The following is a 16,744-nucleotide window of genomic DNA, read 5'->3' as shown; positions in this document are numbered from 1 at the left end:
GTACTTTTTAGTACAACAAAAAAAGGATGAAACGTACTCACCCTTTTTTTGTTACTATTATTCTAATATTTAACCATTATATACCAATTATTTTCAAGGTTAAAGCAGACAGGCTCTAGTTAAATATTCATTTTACCCAGTATATGATTAGCCATAATTTTATATCCTTCAGCATTGGGATGCAGTTGGTCTGGTAGTTTGTCAACAAACGCTTCTCCAAAAATATCCAAACCGTCTACATAAGTAAGATTTGAATCCCCGTACGAAGTTAGAATATTCACCGCTTCCTGGATTTCTTTCCTCATTGTAACCAAGGTCATCCCTACTAAATTTTCGTCTGTTTCCCTGTGAGGACAATAAATAGGAGAACATATAAATAGGGGTGTGCAGCGATGCTTCTCCCGAATGATCGATACCATGCCAATTATTGCAGAACGAAACGTCCGGATATTTAAACTATTGCCACCCATCACATTAATGCCGAGGCACATGGTAATGACGTCAGCGGGAAGGTCACGGATGACGCGAGCAACCATAGGTTCCAAATGACATTGTCCACCAAATCCCATACAGGTCAGGTCCCAACCTTTGTTGCGTGCTACGATTGCTGGCCAAGTTAGAGCCGGACTTTCAGCTGCGCTGCATTGTGTAATGGAGCTGCCGTATGCAACCCACCGCGGTTGATTGTTTGGCAAGGGATTGACCGATGCCCCATCATCGACTTTTAGTGCCTTCACAATGACGATAGCCTTTGGGGAAAAATAAATTTCAACCCTCTTCATGCTGTCTGGTAAGTTTGTAAATAAACAAATTTCTTCTCCTGCAATAAGAGTCTTGGTATCGACTAATTCATCTTCAATAACGATGTCAAACCATATATCTATATCCGTCATAGCGACATGCAGCTCCACCGAGGTGGAATCGCTCATAAAAGCAACTCTAACGCCCGCCGTTTCCCCTGCCTTCTCTGCTAATTGAGATGCAAATAAGCTGAGCTGATCATGTGGCAATCGCCATGGCCGAAGTCCGATAGCATTCTTTTCTATTGAAACAGCACCCCGAAACCACTCTTCATTGATTTCAATGGTTTGCATTCTTCAATTCACCTTTCTATCGCTATTTGAGTGCTATTATTTACTTCAATCTACGATGTAACAGGAATCACCGGCTTATCCTGCAAAATATCGCTGCATGCTTGCATCCATGAAGCCAAGCCGGAGGCAAGCCGTTCGATGTGTACGGCATTTGACGGATCTGTCGACAAATCCTGTGTTTCCCAAGGGTCGTTTTGCAGATCGAACAACTGGATTCGTTCCGTTCCTGTATTCGTTACTGACGAGCGATAATAACGGATCAGCTTCCATCGGCCGTCCGTTACCATCCGCTGGACATCTCGATATACCGAGCACACGATACCACGAATGCCATCGCTTTCTTCTGCAAAGATTGGACACAGACTTATGCCTTCCGTTTCCTCTGGCAGGGTGACGTCGCACAGCCCGGCAACTGTAGGAAAAATATCGATATTGCTTGCCAGCGCAAGCTCCTGCTTGCCCTCCGGCACGCCTGGCCCCCGGAATATAAGCGGAATGCGCACGCTATGCTCGTAAACGTTCTGTTTGCCCATCAGTCCATGCTGCCCGACCGCCAAGCCATGGTCCGCGGTATACACGATGAGCGTGTCGTCATAGATGCCCTTAGCCTTCAGCGCTTCGACGACTCTACCGATTTGCGCGTCCAAATGACTTATCATCGCATAGTAATCGGCAATATGCTCACGAATCTCAACCTCTTCCCTCGGCCATTGTGCGAGCTTCTCGTCCCGACACATCATATCGCCGGTATCGAACGGATGCTCCCGCACAAAGTTCGAAGGCAGCGGAATATTGGCTTTGTCGTACATACTTGCATAAGGCTCCGGTGCGGTTCGGGGATCATGCGGCGCGGTATAAGCCACATACAGGAAAAACGGCCGATCCTCGCGGTAATCCTCAATAAAGTTGACGGCGGCGTCCGTGAACAACTCCGTCGAGAAAGTAGTTTCAATATATTCCTGTTCCTTCGGATAAGCCCCGGTCGGATCATAATCGTACACGGGAACCTGGGTATGCTCGCTCATTCCGTGAAAATATAGCTTATCCCCTCCTTCAAAACTTCGGGTGAAGCTAGCCTTGTCGTTATGCCACTTGCCGACCGCGTGAGTTTGATATCCGGCTTCGCGCATCGTTTGCGGCATGAGCCGAACATCCGAACGAATAACGCTCGAATGCTCTCGGTTCGTCATGTCTTTGCCGATCATCGCCCGGAATATTGGTATGCCCGTATTCACACACGCTCTGCTCGGCGCGCAAAGGGCTCCGGTTAAGCCACCGAATATATGCATGTTACGGCAAGATGTGCCGCTGGCGACGAGGGAATCCAATACTGGCGTCTGCACCGTTTCATTGCCGAACGCTTGAATGGCTTCACCACGATGATCGTCCGCTATAATAAATACGACATTCGTTCTTTTGGCAGAAAGCTTCTTTATGCTATTCTCTTTCATCTTGTACCTCACTCTCACGTTGCAAACGACCCCCATAGTACGTATGAAGGTTCGTGGCAATAATCTCAATTACTTTTTCGATTTATACTGTGTATAGGCTTGTTGATAAATTTCCAGGTAGCGTTTGATGTTCATTTTGTCCAAGGTGGCCAAATAATTGTTCCAATCCTTCTCGACGTCCAGCGAGCCTGTAACCGTTTTCGCAAAAAACTCGGTTCTGTAATCTGTGAGCGTCTTCTCAAGGTTAGCAAGCTCCTCCGCTTGTTCGTTGGTAAAGAACACTGGCGGCACAATTTTGCTCGGGTCGATTTCAAACGGCTCGTATTTTTTAGTTTCATTATACAAAATAAGTTCAAGTGAGTTTTTCGGATCTGCTGCTACGCTTAAGCGCAACTCGTTTGTTCGCAGCGATGGCCCCGACTGCGCCCAGTGTATGTTTTGCAGCTTGCCAAACGTGGCAATCGGTTTCCATACCGCTTGCTTCCCGTTAACTCCAAGCTCTCCTTGCGCCGGACGCACCCACTCCTGATCAGGACGGCCCTGTGTGCTGCGCAGTGTTGCTTCTTCGGAAAGCAGCAGGTCGGCCATACGGAATGCGGCTGCAGGATTTTTGGCCTTATTGGTGATGACGAATTGACCTGTAGAAACGGCATAAGGATTATATGCAGTTGAACGTATACCTGTCGGTCCTTTGAGTGGCGGTACGGAAATGTAGTCTTTGAATCTCGGATTATCGACATCGACAAACACCGTTTGGTTTTGCGAAGCAATAACTCCGGTGATCGGAATTTCCGGATTCAAGCCCATTTGTTTCAGTTGGTTTCTATCCTGTGTAAACGTTTGCGGGGAAATCAAGCCTTCTGCATACAGCTTGCTCATATACTTCAATGCTTCCTTCCACTCCGGTTGGTTGTAGGCGACTTGAACCTTTCCGTCCTTTACATATTTCAAGTTGAAATCCTTCTCAATAAAAGCACTGGTTAAGAAAAGATCCAACGTCGAGGATGGGCCGTTGGTAGCGCCGACAAGTGGGATCTCATCTGCCTTGCCGTTCCCGTTCGGATCTTTTTCCTTAAAAGCTTTGAGCACTTGATAAAACTCTTCAGTCGTTTCTGGCATTTTTAATCCGAGCTTGTCCAGCCATGGTTGATAAATCCACATCTTTTGGCCAAGTGAGCAGTGGTAGCAGTCATTAACCTGAGGTACCGAATAAATATTGCCATCAGGCATCGTAATCAAATCTTTTACATACGAAACCTGCCCGAACATCTTTTTCATTTCCACGCCATATTTATCAATAAACGGGTTCAGCGAAATAAACACGCCATCCTTACCGTAAATCGATTGCTGAATCGGCGATACACTCATATTAAGCAGCACGTCCGGATAATCGCCGCTTGCGAGTGAAACGTTAAGCTTCTCTGCAAATGTTTTTTCCGGAGCGATTTCCCAATCGATATGAATGTTCGTTTTCTCCTCCAGCCACTTGGTGAACTCGTTAGTTGCAAAGTTTTCGACAATGCTGGAGCCTTTGACCATGACCTTGAGCGTCGTTTTTTCTTTCGTGATCGGGAATACGCCCGCAGCCGTTACTTGATCGTCGCTGCTTGCTTCCTTCTTTTGGGCAGCTTCCTTTGGTACGCTGTCGGCGCATGCGCTTAGAAGTGCTACAGATGTTGTAATCGCTACCAAAGCTGTTAAACCTTTTTTCATGTAAAGACCTCCCCTTATATGCTAGATGTTTTTCCTCTTTAGGATACGAAATAAGGGGCCGCCAAGCATTGTGCTAATTTACACTGATATGACTTTATTTGCGCTGGACGGTGACATGCGAATCGCAGCCTTCGTTACATAATTGTACATATTTATCCAATATATTCCATTATTTGCAGAATGGTTCACTATTCTGTGGCCGTAGCTACCCATTAGCTAGCTTATCGTTAACCGATGGGAACTATAACAAATAGCTGCCGACACAATCCCGGCAGCTGAGCTTCAACGTAATAAAGAACAATTTCACTTTTGAACATTTGGCCCTTTAATATGACAGACAATATTCGGTATACCATTTTCTAAGCTGATTAATTTGAGCCTGATGATAGCGGGTATGGTCAGCCATATGCCACAGGCCCCAACGTAGGGTTGCTTGCTTTTCATTTTCATGTCCAACCGTGATGTGAGCTTGATTTTATCTTTGAGGATGATTTGTTTCCTGCTCACTAATAAACGTATCAATATTTTTATTAGCGATGCCTTCCTTGTCTAGCAATTCCTTTAAACGCTGCCTATGAAGCTCGCCGAGACCGTATAACAGGTACCCCTCATTTTTGGCCTTTTTAATATGCTGGAACATCGAGAAATCTCTTGCCTTCTCAGCCTTCATCATCGGTGATTCCCCGTCCTTACTGTAATCATTACTCGCAAGATGCCAATTTTGGCTGAAGGAGGCTTTGTCTTTCTCAGGCGCAGACTCCTGCTCCTGTTGTATCTTCTCTTCAGCATAGGCTGTCAGATCTCGATAAAAGGTTTTGAACAAGGCACTGCTGCCTTCTTTCCTCATCTCTGTCGTGACTGCGACATCTGAGCTTTCCTGCGATGAAATAGCTGCAGCGGTTTGATCCCACATCTCCTTGTGAAGCATATAAGTTTGAAAAAGTTCGGATTCTGGGTTTGCACTTGAAGCAAAATGAATACCCATTACCAAATAAGCTAATTCCACGGTCGATCCTTGAAGCTGATAGTTCTTTTCATCCACACTAACTCCACTTAATGCCCTTAATATTTTGGGATAAAAGCTCTCGGCCCTATGACTTCTTTCTCCTTCGGCCCCTTTAAACTTTTGATTGATGACTTCGTCCCGTGCTCGCATATCATTCGTTAATTCAGGGTTGCTTGCTGCCTCCGCTGGAAATTCAGTAAAGCCTTCATGCATATATTTATCGGTACCTACTGCTGCTGTGATATCTGAAAGATTAACTGCCGCATGCTCTTCACCAAGCACAAGCAGCTTATTAGGGAGACGAATCCAAGTACCCTTCTTTTTAACATAACCCACCTTTTCAGTTGATTTTTCTGCATACTGCTTCATCTCATCTTTACTATTAAAATATCGGGATGGAAAATCATTCAGCATGTTGCTAACATTTCGCTCACCCTCACCCATACTACCGTGACTGGTTTTCGTTTTGTTTCTGAAACCACTGAAGACTCTATTTTTGATGTACACTTTTCGTTGTATAGGAGGAGTTGAAGCTGATTGATTTACTGGCAGTTGTATCAGAGTCTCGTTCGGTGTCTCCGATTTCTCAGCAGACCTGCTGGCATTTTGCTTGAAAAGCTCACCAACAGCACGATTGCCAATTGTACGCTGAAGCTGTAACAATTGACTTGAATTCATCGAGCTCACGTTCATCGGTCGTTGTGCCATTGCATCAGCAGATAATTGAAGACTACTACGTGACTGCATCTCAAACGTTTTCGGTGAGTCCGCATCAGCAGTTTTGGTGGAATCGTTAGGTATCCTCGCTGGATGATTAATCTGCATATGTACCTCTTTCAATTGAATTGATGACGTTCATAAGAACCTAACAGGATACGCTTCAGAAAACAGTATGCTAATTACAAAAGTTTGTCTTCATAAGATTCCTGAAACCACTCATAATTCTCAAGAATACGCTTCTTGTCAGCATTACTCAATTCTAAATATCTGTCTACAATTGAATTTAGAAGCCCTGATGAAAGTGTCTGTCCCAAGGGTTGTAAACTATCCGTAGATAAATTGTCCATTATTGCCCCTAATAATGCCGCAGGAGCACTTGATACATTTTTGTTAATGATCTCCATAGCCTTTTCCTGGTCACCTTCATAAAGCAAATTAAATGCAACCGCTTGGAGAAACTCATCCCCCAAATTTTCTTCCAGTATCTTAGAGCAGAAAGGTGTTGCTTTTTCCTTATCCCTTATAGATAGTTCTGTTAAAGCAGAAGCAGCTTCTCCATAATTCTCTAAACTGATAACAATCGCAATTAATTGGGCATTATTCATACTGGAAATATACGTCTCGTAATTAACTATTCTGTCCAATGCCGCTGCTTTTGCTATTTGCTCCTTGTTTTCCATCATACCCCTCCATAACTAAATTGTTGTTGGGATTAACTTTATAGTTGATAAATACGGTTGTCCATCAACCATTTTCCATGTTGTTAATACCTTGAGTTTCCCATCGGGACCTTCGAGTATACTTGGGAAATCCAGTGTATTTTCACGGTTTACCTGTTTACCTACTTCTAATAAATGTTGTGCAATGGACTGATTATTCTCTATTGTATCACTAAGTCCTATCGACTCAAGTTTTTGTCTCATATCATCCGAACGGTCAAAATTATGCTTCATTTTTTCAAGTCTTTTAATTCGTTCGGCGTTTTGAGGGTCTGCATCAAATACCTTTCTTTGGGTCTGTCTTAATTGCTTTAAATCTCGAAGTTCTTTTGTCAATTCTTGAATATTAACGTTGACCTTGCCTCTCAAATATTTCTCAATTTTATCAACTGGTATTATCGTATTTCCGTCTGTATACACCTTAATGGCTTTACCACTTTGAGGGGCAATAACCTCTTCGGTTTTAAGCTCCCCCGTCCCCTCTTCGACTTTATTCGGCGTATCGTCATCCGGATGCTTATCCGGGCTATTGCCGTCATTCTTCGGAGGCGTCGGTTTAACCGGGACGTCGACATCCGGCTTCCGGGAACCGAGCTTATCCAGAAGCTTGCGCACATAACGGCGTCCTTTCTTTCCCACCCATTGTAGCGCTTTGCCGAATGGGATTCGGCTTAGTGCAATACCTATAGCCACAGAAAGCATATTTTCGGGAGTCAGCAGCTTCTTCGGATCGCGGATATATCCAGAAATCTCATGCCCGCTTCCGGCAATTCCCACCACTGACATCCCAATGCCTAAAGCCGGCCAGAATCCGACGAACAGCAGTGACAAGGCAAGGGCACCGAGCAAGAGCGCACCCTGTTCATACCATTCCAGCCGATCCCACCAATCCTGCAGCGAATCGAACATGCAGGCGAAACATGCTGTTTCCCCTCCACCCGTATGAGCCCCGATGCCTGCGAACAGACTGGCCACAAGCAGAATCAACGCAAGTACGGTCAGCGTCTGGCAAAGAGCTTTTACCCGAGCCTGGACAGCATCTTTACGGTCGGCAGCTTCCTCGTTCCCGTAGAGCAAATGAAATCCAAGCTCCCTGCGTTCCCGGTAAAAGCTGAGCCAATATATAAATTTTCCCCGGTCCAGACAAAAAGAGCGGGTCATATTCCACAATTCGTTAATCGGATTAAGAAGCGGCTCGTTCGGCAGCGCCGGAAGGCGGCTTCGTATTTGGTTCAGCGACCAGTAATCGGCAATAAGCGATGTGGCCAGCATTAACAGGAAGGTCGGCTGAGTTGTATAACCGCTGCCGGTCCAATCATGAAGCCGGAACACCCAACCTGGCAGCTTGTGTTGGCCGTTATAGGCCGCGTGATCCAGGATCGACCAAAGCAAAATGATTACCGGGAACAGAAAAACCCATTTCGTCAATCTTGTTCGCAGCCGATAGGCTATCCCGCACGCAAGCGCTATCATGGCGGTATGTACGGGATGACCAACCGTCATTAGCGTCGGAAACAGACTTTCTTCGAAGCGCCCCGGGAACAGCGAGAAAACGTCCCAATGGATAGTTTCGCCGCCCAGCATTGTAAAGCTGTAGCCGAACTTTTTCGCAAGAATGCCGGAACTTAGCCATCTTCGGGAAAGCTCCTCCATCAGTTGGAAGCCCACGCCGGTTGCCGCACCAATAAGCGTGTAATCGCTTAAACTCAAAGCGGAAGCTCGTCGTGAAAACAACAGAAATACACCTAACGGAAGGAGCTTCCACAATTCTTCGAAAATCGGCGTAATCACGGCAATAGACCAAAGGTCGGATGTTTTTCCGCTGAAAAGCACGTGGAGAGCATTCACCGTAAGCGTCGTGAACGGTACGACAAGAAAAACACCTGCCAGAACGAACAGAACGATCGGCTTCCACGGCATCGTTTTGCTTCTGCACAGAAACCAAAATTGCAGCAGCACATAAAACGACCATAAATATTGAACCAGCATGGTACGCGATTCTTTAACGAAAACCAAGCTTAAAGCAAACATGATTAGCGACAACCAGGAAAAAACTGTATATGCCGTTTTAATAAACGGATATTTCTCAATCCATGCTTGGCAAGTTCGATAGATGACCTCAAGGAAATCCCGAATTCCGGTTCGAATGGACCAGATCGTATTCACTACGGTCGCCTCCTTTTAAAGCCGGCCTCGTATGAATGGGACGTCTCCCTTGACCACGGTCCGGCCATGGATAAATAAATTCATGAAAACCAGAGTCACCGATCGATCGGAGGTTTATAGAGTAACACTCGCAACATGAGCTAACCAATTACCCACAGGATACTAGTATTATAGACATTCTTATAAAAGGTGGCAAAAGGCGCTGGTCTCAAATTTTGGTAGGTTATATCGATAAGAAACCCTGAAAACCAGGTTTAAGATTTAAAAATAGTACATGGAAACTATAAGCAAAAATGAATCCAAAAAAGGAAAGCAAACCCCAAAAACGGGTTGTCTCCGGCTAGTAAGTCATATCCGTACAGGAAGGAACCCATTATAGTTTAACACCTGACATGTTTGCGTTTGAAACCAAGTTGCCCTTTATCTACTGCCTTTTGAATATTTTCGGAAGCGAGTAGGAAACTGCTTTTTGTCTTGTCCCGTTTAACTTCTACTGGGCCTACTGCCTTTGCGGTCTCGACCGCCTTATTATGGAGCGGCAAATAGGATACCCCGACTGTGTAAATAAAATTATTCATAGCATATTTAGTTCGTTCAGGAGAATCGTGGATCGTATTTTCCACAATTTCAAGCATAGAGGCAATTTTGCTTTCGGAAAATTCACCGTCCGGGCGATTACCCATGAGCCAGCAGTAACAACTCCAGCCCGCTGACATTCTCAGTTCTTCGCCGCTTGCGATCCATTTATCGGCAACTTCTTGTGCAATATCTGTTTCTGACAAGGTTACTGCAACCACATAATCGGACAGCATATAAAAATAAGCCCTATCCATCCAACGCTCAAAATCCATTTCAGTCATTGCTTGTGGGTCTGCAATTATGCCGGCAAAGTACATTGCGTCGTAGTTCCCTGTGGTGTATAGCTGCTCAGCCAAAAGTTGATTTTTTTTAATTTTCTTGGCGATAGGCTTCATATCGCCTGTAGCCACGCCAAAAAGTGGTTCGTGCGCGCCATTGGATCCGTAAATTTTCTTAGTTCGCTCCTTGCCGAGAGCTTCAAGCTCCTGCATAACCATTTCTACATTCATAGTTTAACACTTCTTTCTTTTGGATTTTTTCTCATAGGTCTATGCCCAAGCCAGCTGCCTGTAGCAATGCCCCTGCTGCCAGGAACAGTCTGAGGGGGATTCGGCACTTTGAATCACTAACTTCCGGAGGAGCAATAAGCAGAATAAGATCAAACTAGCGAGAGACGATATTTGATAATTAAGGGAGCAGTTCGCCGCGGCCGGCAGCAAATATGAAACAGCGATAGTCCGGGACGTTATTTCCCCCGTCCTTGGGCGGTGCGCTCCAAGCACTCAGCGGCGGAATTGACCCGGCGTCAATCCCGTCCTCCGCTTAAACTCGCTGTAGTAATGATCCGCATCTTTACTGCCGACCTGCTGCATAATTTCTTTCACCGTCAACTTCGATTCCAGCAGCAGCTTCCGGCTTTCCTTGAAGCGGAGCTCCTGGACGTATCTCTTGAACGACATGCCGTAATGGAACGGAAAAATACGCGACAAATGGCGGGCACTCATATGCAGCTTCGTCGCAACGTCGGCAAGCGTAATCTCGCCGAGCGGAATCGCGAGCAGCGCTGCGTCGATTCGCCCCTTCACCAAATTCAGGTCGTCAGCCTGGGGCCATACTGCCTGCTGCTCCCTCCCTTGCCGGGTCGCGACACTTAAGGTGGCGAGCAGCTCCAGCATGCCCGCGGCCAACTTCGTCCGGTAAACCGGACTTTTGGCTTGCAGCAGCTCCTTCAACGCCTCGGTTTGCGAGCGCAGCCTGCCCTGCGTATCCTCGATTCTGATCCACGCCGGCCGGTCGCTTCCCGCCTCCCGCTTGTTCAGCAGCCAGTCGATCATATCTCGAACCTCGTCGTCGGGAACCGCCTTCTGCATATGCTCCAACCACGTGGCGCGAATGATAACGTCTCTGACCGACAAGGAGCCGGTTTCCACATCGACCCCCGTCGGGCGGAATACGTGCGTCGTGCCAAGCGGAATGAGATAGATGTCGCCCTCCTGAACGGGGACGGAGACGCCGTTGATGAACTGCGCCCCTTTCCCCCCGAGGAGGACGATCATTTCCGGGAAGTCGTGCGAATGCTCGAGCAGCCAATGATGCTCGTGCACGTCCATCACCGTAACAAACTCCTCCTGCGGCAGCACCTCGGCCTCGGAATAATGCTTGAACGATCTTTGCGCTGCCATCGTATTCACCTCCTCCATGTCTTGTTTGCCGGCATCATGTCTATTTAACCTGTATTGTAGATATGCAATGCCATTATACAATAAAGGCGGATTATAAAATATCCCCACCAAGTGGGGCTTCGAGCCTAAGGAGTGTTTACGATGAACAAATTCGATGTATCCGCTTACATATGGCCTGCTTACACCGGCGACGAGCCGCGCACAAAACTATTTGGCCTGAAGGAATCGGGGAATGGCAGTCCGTCAAGCAGGCGACGAGGAAATATCCGGAGCATACGTGGCCGCGTAAGCCCGTATGGGGATATGTCAACGAAGCGGACTCTTATGTGATGGAGATGCAGATTAATGCGGCGGCCGACCATGGAGTCAACGTATTCATCTACGATTGGTATTGGTACGACAGCCGCCCGTTTCTGGAGCAATGTCTAAACGACGGCTACTTGAAAGCGCGGAACAACGATCAGGTTAAATTCTATCTCATGTGGGCTAACCACGACGCCAAAAACGTATGGGACAAACGCATTTCGCACGAAGAAAGCACCGTCATCTGGAACGGCGCGGTCGACCGCCAGGAGTTCGAACGGCTTGCCCTCCGGCTGATCGACAAATATTTCAAGCATCCCTCCTACTACACGATCGACAATAAACCGGTGTTCATGTTCTACGACGTTGCCAATTTGTTGAAAGGCTTGGGCGGAGCGGCCGGCGTTCGCGATGCGCTTGATTGGTTTCGCGCCCGCGCGGTCGCGAAAGGCTTGCCGGGCCTTCATCTGCAGGTCACGATGTGGAACGAGCGGATGTTCGACACCAGCGGCGTAGACGGGGACCGGACGGCCACATGCGTGGAAATCGTTAGCGAGCTCGGCTTCGACAGCATGTCGCATTACCAGTATGTTCATTTCGTCGACATCGATCGCGACTACGACGCCATTATGGAGGACGTGCTCAAGGAATGGGCGCGCATTGATCAAACTTATGCGATTCCGTACTTCCCTCACGTATCGATCGGCTGGGACTTGCCCGAAAATCACGGAGAACGACTCATCTACAAACCCTCACTGCCTTAAGGAACGAAGTCCTAGCCGCAATGCAGTTGGGCAGTGCAGGGTGCCTCATAGGCCGATGAGCGTCCATAGACTCTACTGCCCATGAGAGTTATTGTGCTATAATGAACTATCATATGGGAATGGGAGATTTCAAATGGAGACTGTGGAAATTATTGCCCTCAGCGCTTTAGCCTTGTCTATCTTGCTTCTGCTGAAAGTGTTCAGCTTGCAGAGACAGCTTAACGAAATAAAATCGGATCTGCAAGGGCCTAACATCGGGCCGAACGTATACGGATCCTCCAAGCCAAATCATAATTTGCCTCCCTCTTCAAATCTTGATGAGAGATTGCGCTTGCTGCTTGATTCAGGAAAAAGGATTCAGGCAATTAAAGAGTTCAAAAAAGCTAGTGGTCTCGGCCTCAAAGAAGCCAAGGAATATGTAGATAGATTGGAGCGGGGGCAGTACTAAACGACTCCATTTTTCATATCCATACATCAGTGCCTTGACTTATACCCTCGCAGTTGCCGGTTCTTGTTTGCAGGCTGTTTGTAGAAGAACCCAACAAAGACCTCTTCACTATGATCCCTCATCAAGCGCAATCGGATTGTCCAAGCATCATCAGACCAAGTCTTTAATCGATATCTGGTACAACCAATTATTTTTACTGAACAGCACGCGATCTTCTCGAAAATCTTGCGTTATCGGTGCAAGTGGTTCGGCTTTTTCATTCAGAAAATGTACCTGGTGCCCTTTGCTCAAGCTCGCCGCTTTTTCATTTTTCTTGATAATGTAGTCTCCACTTTTTCCGTAACCACCGTCGAACAAGAAGTGACAACCATCGGTACAGAACCCGGCCGACCCGGAAATCTCAGGATTCATAAAACTGACCTTGGCCTGACTGGGTCCTCCTGAGATGCAGCCCAGCAAGAAGTCCGTATAATAGTAAAACCAGACCTCCTCCTCATGGACAACATTCAAGGCATAACAATCGGCAATATTCGACACTTTATCTTCGTATATTTTGTTGCCATGCTCATCCCAGGCTAGAAGGCCGTGCGCGCCGACGGGTTGATCCCAACCGTTATTTCCAAAAACGCCTTCGTCGAAATAACTGGTCCATATGGTACCTTTCTCCGTCACTTGAACACTCTGAATCCCGTCTCCAAGCAGGAACTCACGAACGGTACGTCCTTTATAATCACACACTTTGGCATTCAGATCATATTTGCCTGCACCATAATAAGAGCAGCGCGCTCCGACCAACAGCAGATGTCTACGAAGCGGTTGGACATAATGGTAATTAAAATGCTGACCCCCAATCAATACTTCATCGATATATTGATCTTCTACGATCAGTACCTTGTAGGTATACGTTTGCTTCAGAGCCGATGGAACGAACATTCCACGTTCCCGTTCCGGGATCTGGCTAATCAGCAGGACATATACGCAGTTATCGCCGCCGAACTGGGCTGAGACCAGCTCAAATCCCTCGGCATGCACCGAAATATCAACAAAAGGCTGCAGTGTCACCGTTTTATGAAACATGCCAATTCCTCCTGTAAGGGTGGGAATAACACCACTCTCTGTTTTGGTTAACCATATGATGTCAGATTAGAAAGCTTCTGAACATGGCGGAAGTATGGCGAAGCTAATTGAAAGTTGATTTTTGCCAAGATTCGGTCATTCCACAGAGATGACTAAGCGATCACCGCAGCCAGTAAATCGAGCGAAATGATAGTCGCTCCACGAGATGATAAAAAAACCAATTTATTGTCAATGGTAATGACAACAAATTGGATTTCATCCATTCAAATTATCTCAACAGCTTAATCTCATATTCCTTGGGTAGATATCCAAGCCGCACCCCTTTTAAGATGGCATAAGCCAGCATCAGCGTTCCACTCGACTCCAGGTAATTGCCTGCGCCTTCCTCATGATCTATGATCTGGAACCACAAGCCACCTTCGTGCTGACGAGGCAGCATGTCATTGATCGTTCCCAGCAGTATTGCCTTTAATGGCTTGGTATCGGCAGGCTCGTTCTCAAGCAGCTAATTTGGTCTTTTGCAAGTTTTCGAAATATACATTGTTCGGTAAAGCCATTTTTTCTACACCCGCTCTGTTGCCTGCCTGCTTATTCATAGAAAAAAACACCGTACCGAAAAAGGTTTACCCTTAAATCGGCAGGTGCTTCTCGATTCATCTCCTGCTATCTATGTTACTTAGTGTCATTCAAATCCAAAGTTAAACCCCATAACGAATTCGGGCCGGCAAATTCTCCATCATAAAATACGAGAAGCCATGTGCCATCCTCACACTTGGTCATCCAAGGATAACCAAAATCCCTTTTAACTGTTGATTGGTTTAATAGTTGTGGAAAATAAGCGATGACCCCTACCTTTTCCCATTTAAGATCGATTACACGGGTCTGAAAAAGAGTAATATGGCCTGGTGCGCTCTCAGAGCCTGCAATTTTACGTTCGGTTTGAAAAGCATATACCCTTTCCGGATTGTCCGGGTCTGGAATCAGTGAAGGTGACGTCGGATCCTGCTCAATACTCAAAACCGGATTCGTAAACCTCCAATTTTCACCATAATCATCCGATTCAAACTGTGTGTAACCTAATCCATTACCTTTCATGCCTTTGGCCAAACCAATCAGTTTGTTGTTCACCCAGCAAAATGCCGGCTCCGCCAAATATTGCTCCGTAATCATCTGCGGGTCACCCCAAGACAATCCATTGTCCAGTGAAAACGCGATCCATAAGCCTCTGTCACTTAATAAGGAGCCTTCGCGAAAATGACCCGTTACAGCAAGTCCTTTGCCAGGAACTATAAACACATGGCCATACACACTCCCGGTAGTTTTCTGTAAATTGCCAGTATTCACACGGATCCATGTAGCTCCCGAATCCTCTGAACGCCATCCCATAATGGTACTGCTGCTTTGTTTACTCCGTAGTGCCATGGCCAAAAGCACAATAGAACCATCCACGGCCACACCTAACGCGAGGTTCCCGGAATGTTCGAATTCCATACCTTGATGGAGATCGATTAGGACCTGAGGTTCGCCAAAGCTTTTCCCACCGTCCTTGGAAACAGCAACAGTAGGGCAACCGTTGGTCCTATGTGTTGTTCCTGATAAATATGCTAACACAAGAGTACCGTCATGAGCTGTAACGATTTTGGACCAGCTCAGATGAGCATACCGTAGGTTGGATGGGGCAGGGATTATCACACGCGGTTGCCCGAAATCTCCTGCCTCTGGCGTGATTTTCATTTTATTCAAGGATACCTCCCCTTTCTAAGGGTATTAGTTAATTTTTAGTTTATTATTTAAATGTTTGGCCAAATATCCATAGCCAATCTTCGAAAATCGTGAATACGATGAAAGGTTGCCAAATCCGCATCATGTTGGTCGATAGCATCTCTGGATGTTCGTGAGATAACAGCCAGGTCTTCTCCATCGATAATAATCGTTGGATACATGAATGACTGTGTCAATCTCTCCGCCCTTGCGATACAACCAGCCGGGAACCAGTTGAGAGCATCGCATGCATACCAGAGCATCAAAAATCTTCTATCATTACCCGGGCCACCCAGGTAAGAAGTACTTGCTGTCTCTGCTGAAATATCAATCCAATTTTGTGAGTTCGATGGAACATTCGAGGCCATCCAAAACAACTTTGAGACTTCATCGTATATGATATGAAACTTGCATTGACCCCCTGGCAAAGCAACAAATTGTGTGAATGATAGCGATGTGCGACCATCCTCCACTGAAATATCAAAGGCAGCTGCTATATTGGCAGTGCCTTGCCGATCAATGACAGCTCGAGCCAATACACGCAAGCGACCTTCCACTTGAACGACGTTGCCTTCAAGGCAATGCATGGAGGGTCCCGGAAAAAAACCGGGATTCAGTTCTTTGGGAATGTTCATCTCCTCGCCTTCTGAAATGTTCCAGGCTGCTGGATTAAGAATTCCCCGATTCAATTTACAAGAAGCTACTGCCATTCTTTCAAAAGGTCCCTCACTAATCGCCCAGTATAAGTAGCCGTCCTTAATAACCATGGGTATCTGGCAAGTAGAATATTTCTTTATTCCTTCAATAACCTCAATAGGCTCCGACCAAGTTCTTCCTTCGTCTTCACTGACAATAACGTTGATGCCTGTATAACGCAGTCCTTTTTTGTAATCCATTCGCTCATTACGCTCATCTAATTCTCCAGAGGGAACGACCATAAAAAACAAATAAAGCTTTTCTCCATAAGCAAAGGGAATACTGTCCGTATAAGGCAGATTATCGCTAATTATGGTCCATGATAACCCTTTATCCTCGCTGAGAAGCATATATAGTTTATAGGGCTCTTTTTTTGAAGGGTTGTTTTTGTCCGCGATACACTGGGACCGTTGCCAAGTATTTTCCATTGGGAAGGATAGCAAGCGTAGGATCAATAACCAGAAAATAAGTTTCTGGTTGATCACTTGTTGGTACTTGAAATATAATATTGTAATTTTGAGCCATTGGCATTGCCATATGAACATTCTGCATTCGCACACAATCC

General features: G+C 46.3%; 14 protein-coding genes and 1 pseudogene. 2 read left to right on the top strand and 13 right to left on the bottom strand.

What is annotated here, in order from left to right:
* Positions 1-119: 119 nt before the first annotated feature.
* From NST47_RS18930 to NST47_RS18895, 9 genes and pseudogenes are all read right to left on the bottom strand, one after another.
* On the bottom strand, positions 120-1,094 hold the full coding sequence (locus NST47_RS18930) for an SGNH/GDSL hydrolase family protein (RefSeq protein WP_341156495.1): 975 nt from the start codon (positions 1,092-1,094) through the stop codon (positions 120-122).
* A gap of 50 nt (positions 1,095-1,144) precedes the next feature.
* Positions 1,145-2,545: a sulfatase-like hydrolase/transferase gene (locus NST47_RS18925; RefSeq protein WP_341156494.1), complete on the bottom strand. Its 1,401-nt coding sequence runs from the start codon at positions 2,543-2,545 to the stop codon at positions 1,145-1,147.
* 69 nt (positions 2,546-2,614) lie between these two features.
* Positions 2,615-4,258 (bottom strand): ABC transporter substrate-binding protein, encoded by a 1,644-nt coding sequence (locus tag NST47_RS18920; protein ID WP_341156493.1) that lies wholly within the window; start codon positions 4,256-4,258, stop codon positions 2,615-2,617.
* A 325-nt stretch (positions 4,259-4,583) separates the two neighbouring features.
* Positions 4,584-4,721: pseudogene (locus NST47_RS37195) on the bottom strand (DinB family protein); the annotation flags it as partial.
* A gap of 12 nt (positions 4,722-4,733) precedes the next feature.
* Positions 4,734-6,089 carry a hypothetical protein gene (locus NST47_RS18915; RefSeq protein WP_341156492.1) on the bottom strand — a complete coding sequence of 452 codons (1,356 nt, stop codon included), beginning with the start codon at positions 6,087-6,089 and terminating at the stop codon, positions 4,734-4,736.
* Positions 6,090-6,163: 74 nt separating this feature from the next.
* Complete coding sequence (locus tag NST47_RS18910) at positions 6,164-6,664, bottom strand: hypothetical protein (protein WP_341156491.1); 501 nt, start codon at positions 6,662-6,664, stop codon at positions 6,164-6,166.
* Between the two features lie 15 nt (positions 6,665-6,679).
* Positions 6,680-8,869: a PrsW family glutamic-type intramembrane protease gene (locus NST47_RS18905; RefSeq protein ID WP_341156490.1), complete on the bottom strand. Its 2,190-nt coding sequence runs from the start codon at positions 8,867-8,869 to the stop codon at positions 6,680-6,682.
* A 380-nt stretch (positions 8,870-9,249) separates the two neighbouring features.
* Positions 9,250-9,957, bottom strand: a complete 708-nt coding sequence (locus tag NST47_RS18900) for a DNA alkylation repair protein (protein ID WP_341156489.1) — start codon at positions 9,955-9,957, stop codon at positions 9,250-9,252.
* Between the two features lie 273 nt (positions 9,958-10,230).
* A complete protein-coding gene (locus tag NST47_RS18895) occupies positions 10,231-11,130 on the bottom strand; it encodes an AraC family transcriptional regulator (RefSeq protein WP_341156488.1) in 900 nt (299 codons plus the stop codon).
* 62 nt (positions 11,131-11,192) lie between these two features.
* On the opposite strand from NST47_RS18895, the gene NST47_RS18890 reads away from it, so the two are divergent.
* Positions 11,193-12,197 (top strand): glycoside hydrolase family 99-like domain-containing protein, encoded by a 1,005-nt coding sequence (locus NST47_RS18890; protein ID WP_341156487.1) that lies wholly within the window; start codon positions 11,193-11,195, stop codon positions 12,195-12,197.
* A 133-nt stretch (positions 12,198-12,330) separates the two neighbouring features.
* Positions 12,331-12,645: a ribosomal protein L7/L12 gene (locus NST47_RS18885; RefSeq protein ID WP_341156486.1), complete on the top strand. Its 315-nt coding sequence runs from the start codon at positions 12,331-12,333 to the stop codon at positions 12,643-12,645.
* A gap of 150 nt (positions 12,646-12,795) precedes the next feature.
* Here the strand turns inward: NST47_RS18885 and NST47_RS18880 are convergent, their stop codons facing one another.
* The 4 genes from NST47_RS18880 to NST47_RS18865 all read right to left on the bottom strand — a co-directional run bounded on the left by NST47_RS18880 (position 12,796) and on the right by NST47_RS18865 (position 16,724).
* On the bottom strand, positions 12,796-13,722 hold the full coding sequence (locus NST47_RS18880) for a hypothetical protein (RefSeq protein WP_341156485.1): 927 nt from the start codon (positions 13,720-13,722) through the stop codon (positions 12,796-12,798).
* Between the two features lie 268 nt (positions 13,723-13,990).
* Complete coding sequence (locus NST47_RS18875; RefSeq protein WP_341159700.1) at positions 13,991-14,227, bottom strand: glycoside hydrolase family 88 protein; 237 nt, start codon at positions 14,225-14,227, stop codon at positions 13,991-13,993.
* 167 nt (positions 14,228-14,394) lie between these two features.
* Complete coding sequence (locus NST47_RS18870) at positions 14,395-15,465, bottom strand: sialidase family protein (protein WP_341156484.1); 1,071 nt, start codon at positions 15,463-15,465, stop codon at positions 14,395-14,397.
* Between the two features lie 47 nt (positions 15,466-15,512).
* The gene (locus tag NST47_RS18865) at positions 15,513-16,724 is read right to left on the bottom strand and encodes a sialidase family protein (RefSeq protein ID WP_341156483.1); all 1,212 of its coding nucleotides are present in this window, start codon (positions 16,722-16,724) and stop codon (positions 15,513-15,515) included.
* Positions 16,725-16,744: the final 20 nt, after the last annotated feature.

Source organism: Paenibacillus sp. FSL H8-0034 (genome assembly GCF_038000305.1).
GTDB lineage: Bacteria > Bacillota > Bacilli > Paenibacillales > NBRC-103111 > Paenibacillus_S.
Note: the sequence above shows the minus strand (reverse complement) of the source record. Positions and strands in the feature narration are given on the sequence as shown.

Bases quoted from the DNA above. Each gene is read 5' to 3' on its own strand.
- NST47_RS18930 (WP_341156495.1), bottom strand. From the start codon at position 1,094: ATGCAAACCATTGAAATCAATGAAGAGTGGTTTCGGGGTGCTGTTTCA.
- NST47_RS18925 (WP_341156494.1), bottom strand. From the start codon at position 2,545: ATGAAAGAGAATAGCATAAAGAAGCTTTCTGCCAAAAGAACGAATGTC.
- NST47_RS18920 (WP_341156493.1), bottom strand. From the start codon at position 4,258: ATGAAAAAAGGTTTAACAGCTTTGGTAGCGATTACAACATCTGTAGCA.
- NST47_RS18915 (WP_341156492.1), bottom strand. From the start codon at position 6,089: ATGCAGATTAATCATCCAGCGAGGATACCTAACGATTCCACCAAAACT.
- NST47_RS18910 (WP_341156491.1), bottom strand. From the start codon at position 6,664: ATGGAAAACAAGGAGCAAATAGCAAAAGCAGCGGCATTGGACAGAATA.
- NST47_RS18900 (WP_341156489.1), bottom strand. From the start codon at position 9,957: ATGAATGTAGAAATGGTTATGCAGGAGCTTGAAGCTCTCGGCAAGGAG.
- NST47_RS18895 (WP_341156488.1), bottom strand. From the start codon at position 11,130: ATGGCAGCGCAAAGATCGTTCAAGCATTATTCCGAGGCCGAGGTGCTG.
- NST47_RS18890 (WP_341156487.1), top strand. From the start codon at position 11,193: ATGCAATGCCATTATACAATAAAGGCGGATTATAAAATATCCCCACCA.
- NST47_RS18885 (WP_341156486.1), top strand. From the start codon at position 12,331: ATGGAGACTGTGGAAATTATTGCCCTCAGCGCTTTAGCCTTGTCTATC.
- NST47_RS18880 (WP_341156485.1), bottom strand. From the start codon at position 13,722: ATGTTTCATAAAACGGTGACACTGCAGCCTTTTGTTGATATTTCGGTG.
- NST47_RS18865 (WP_341156483.1), bottom strand. From the start codon at position 16,724: ATGTTCATATGGCAATGCCAATGGCTCAAAATTACAATATTATATTTC.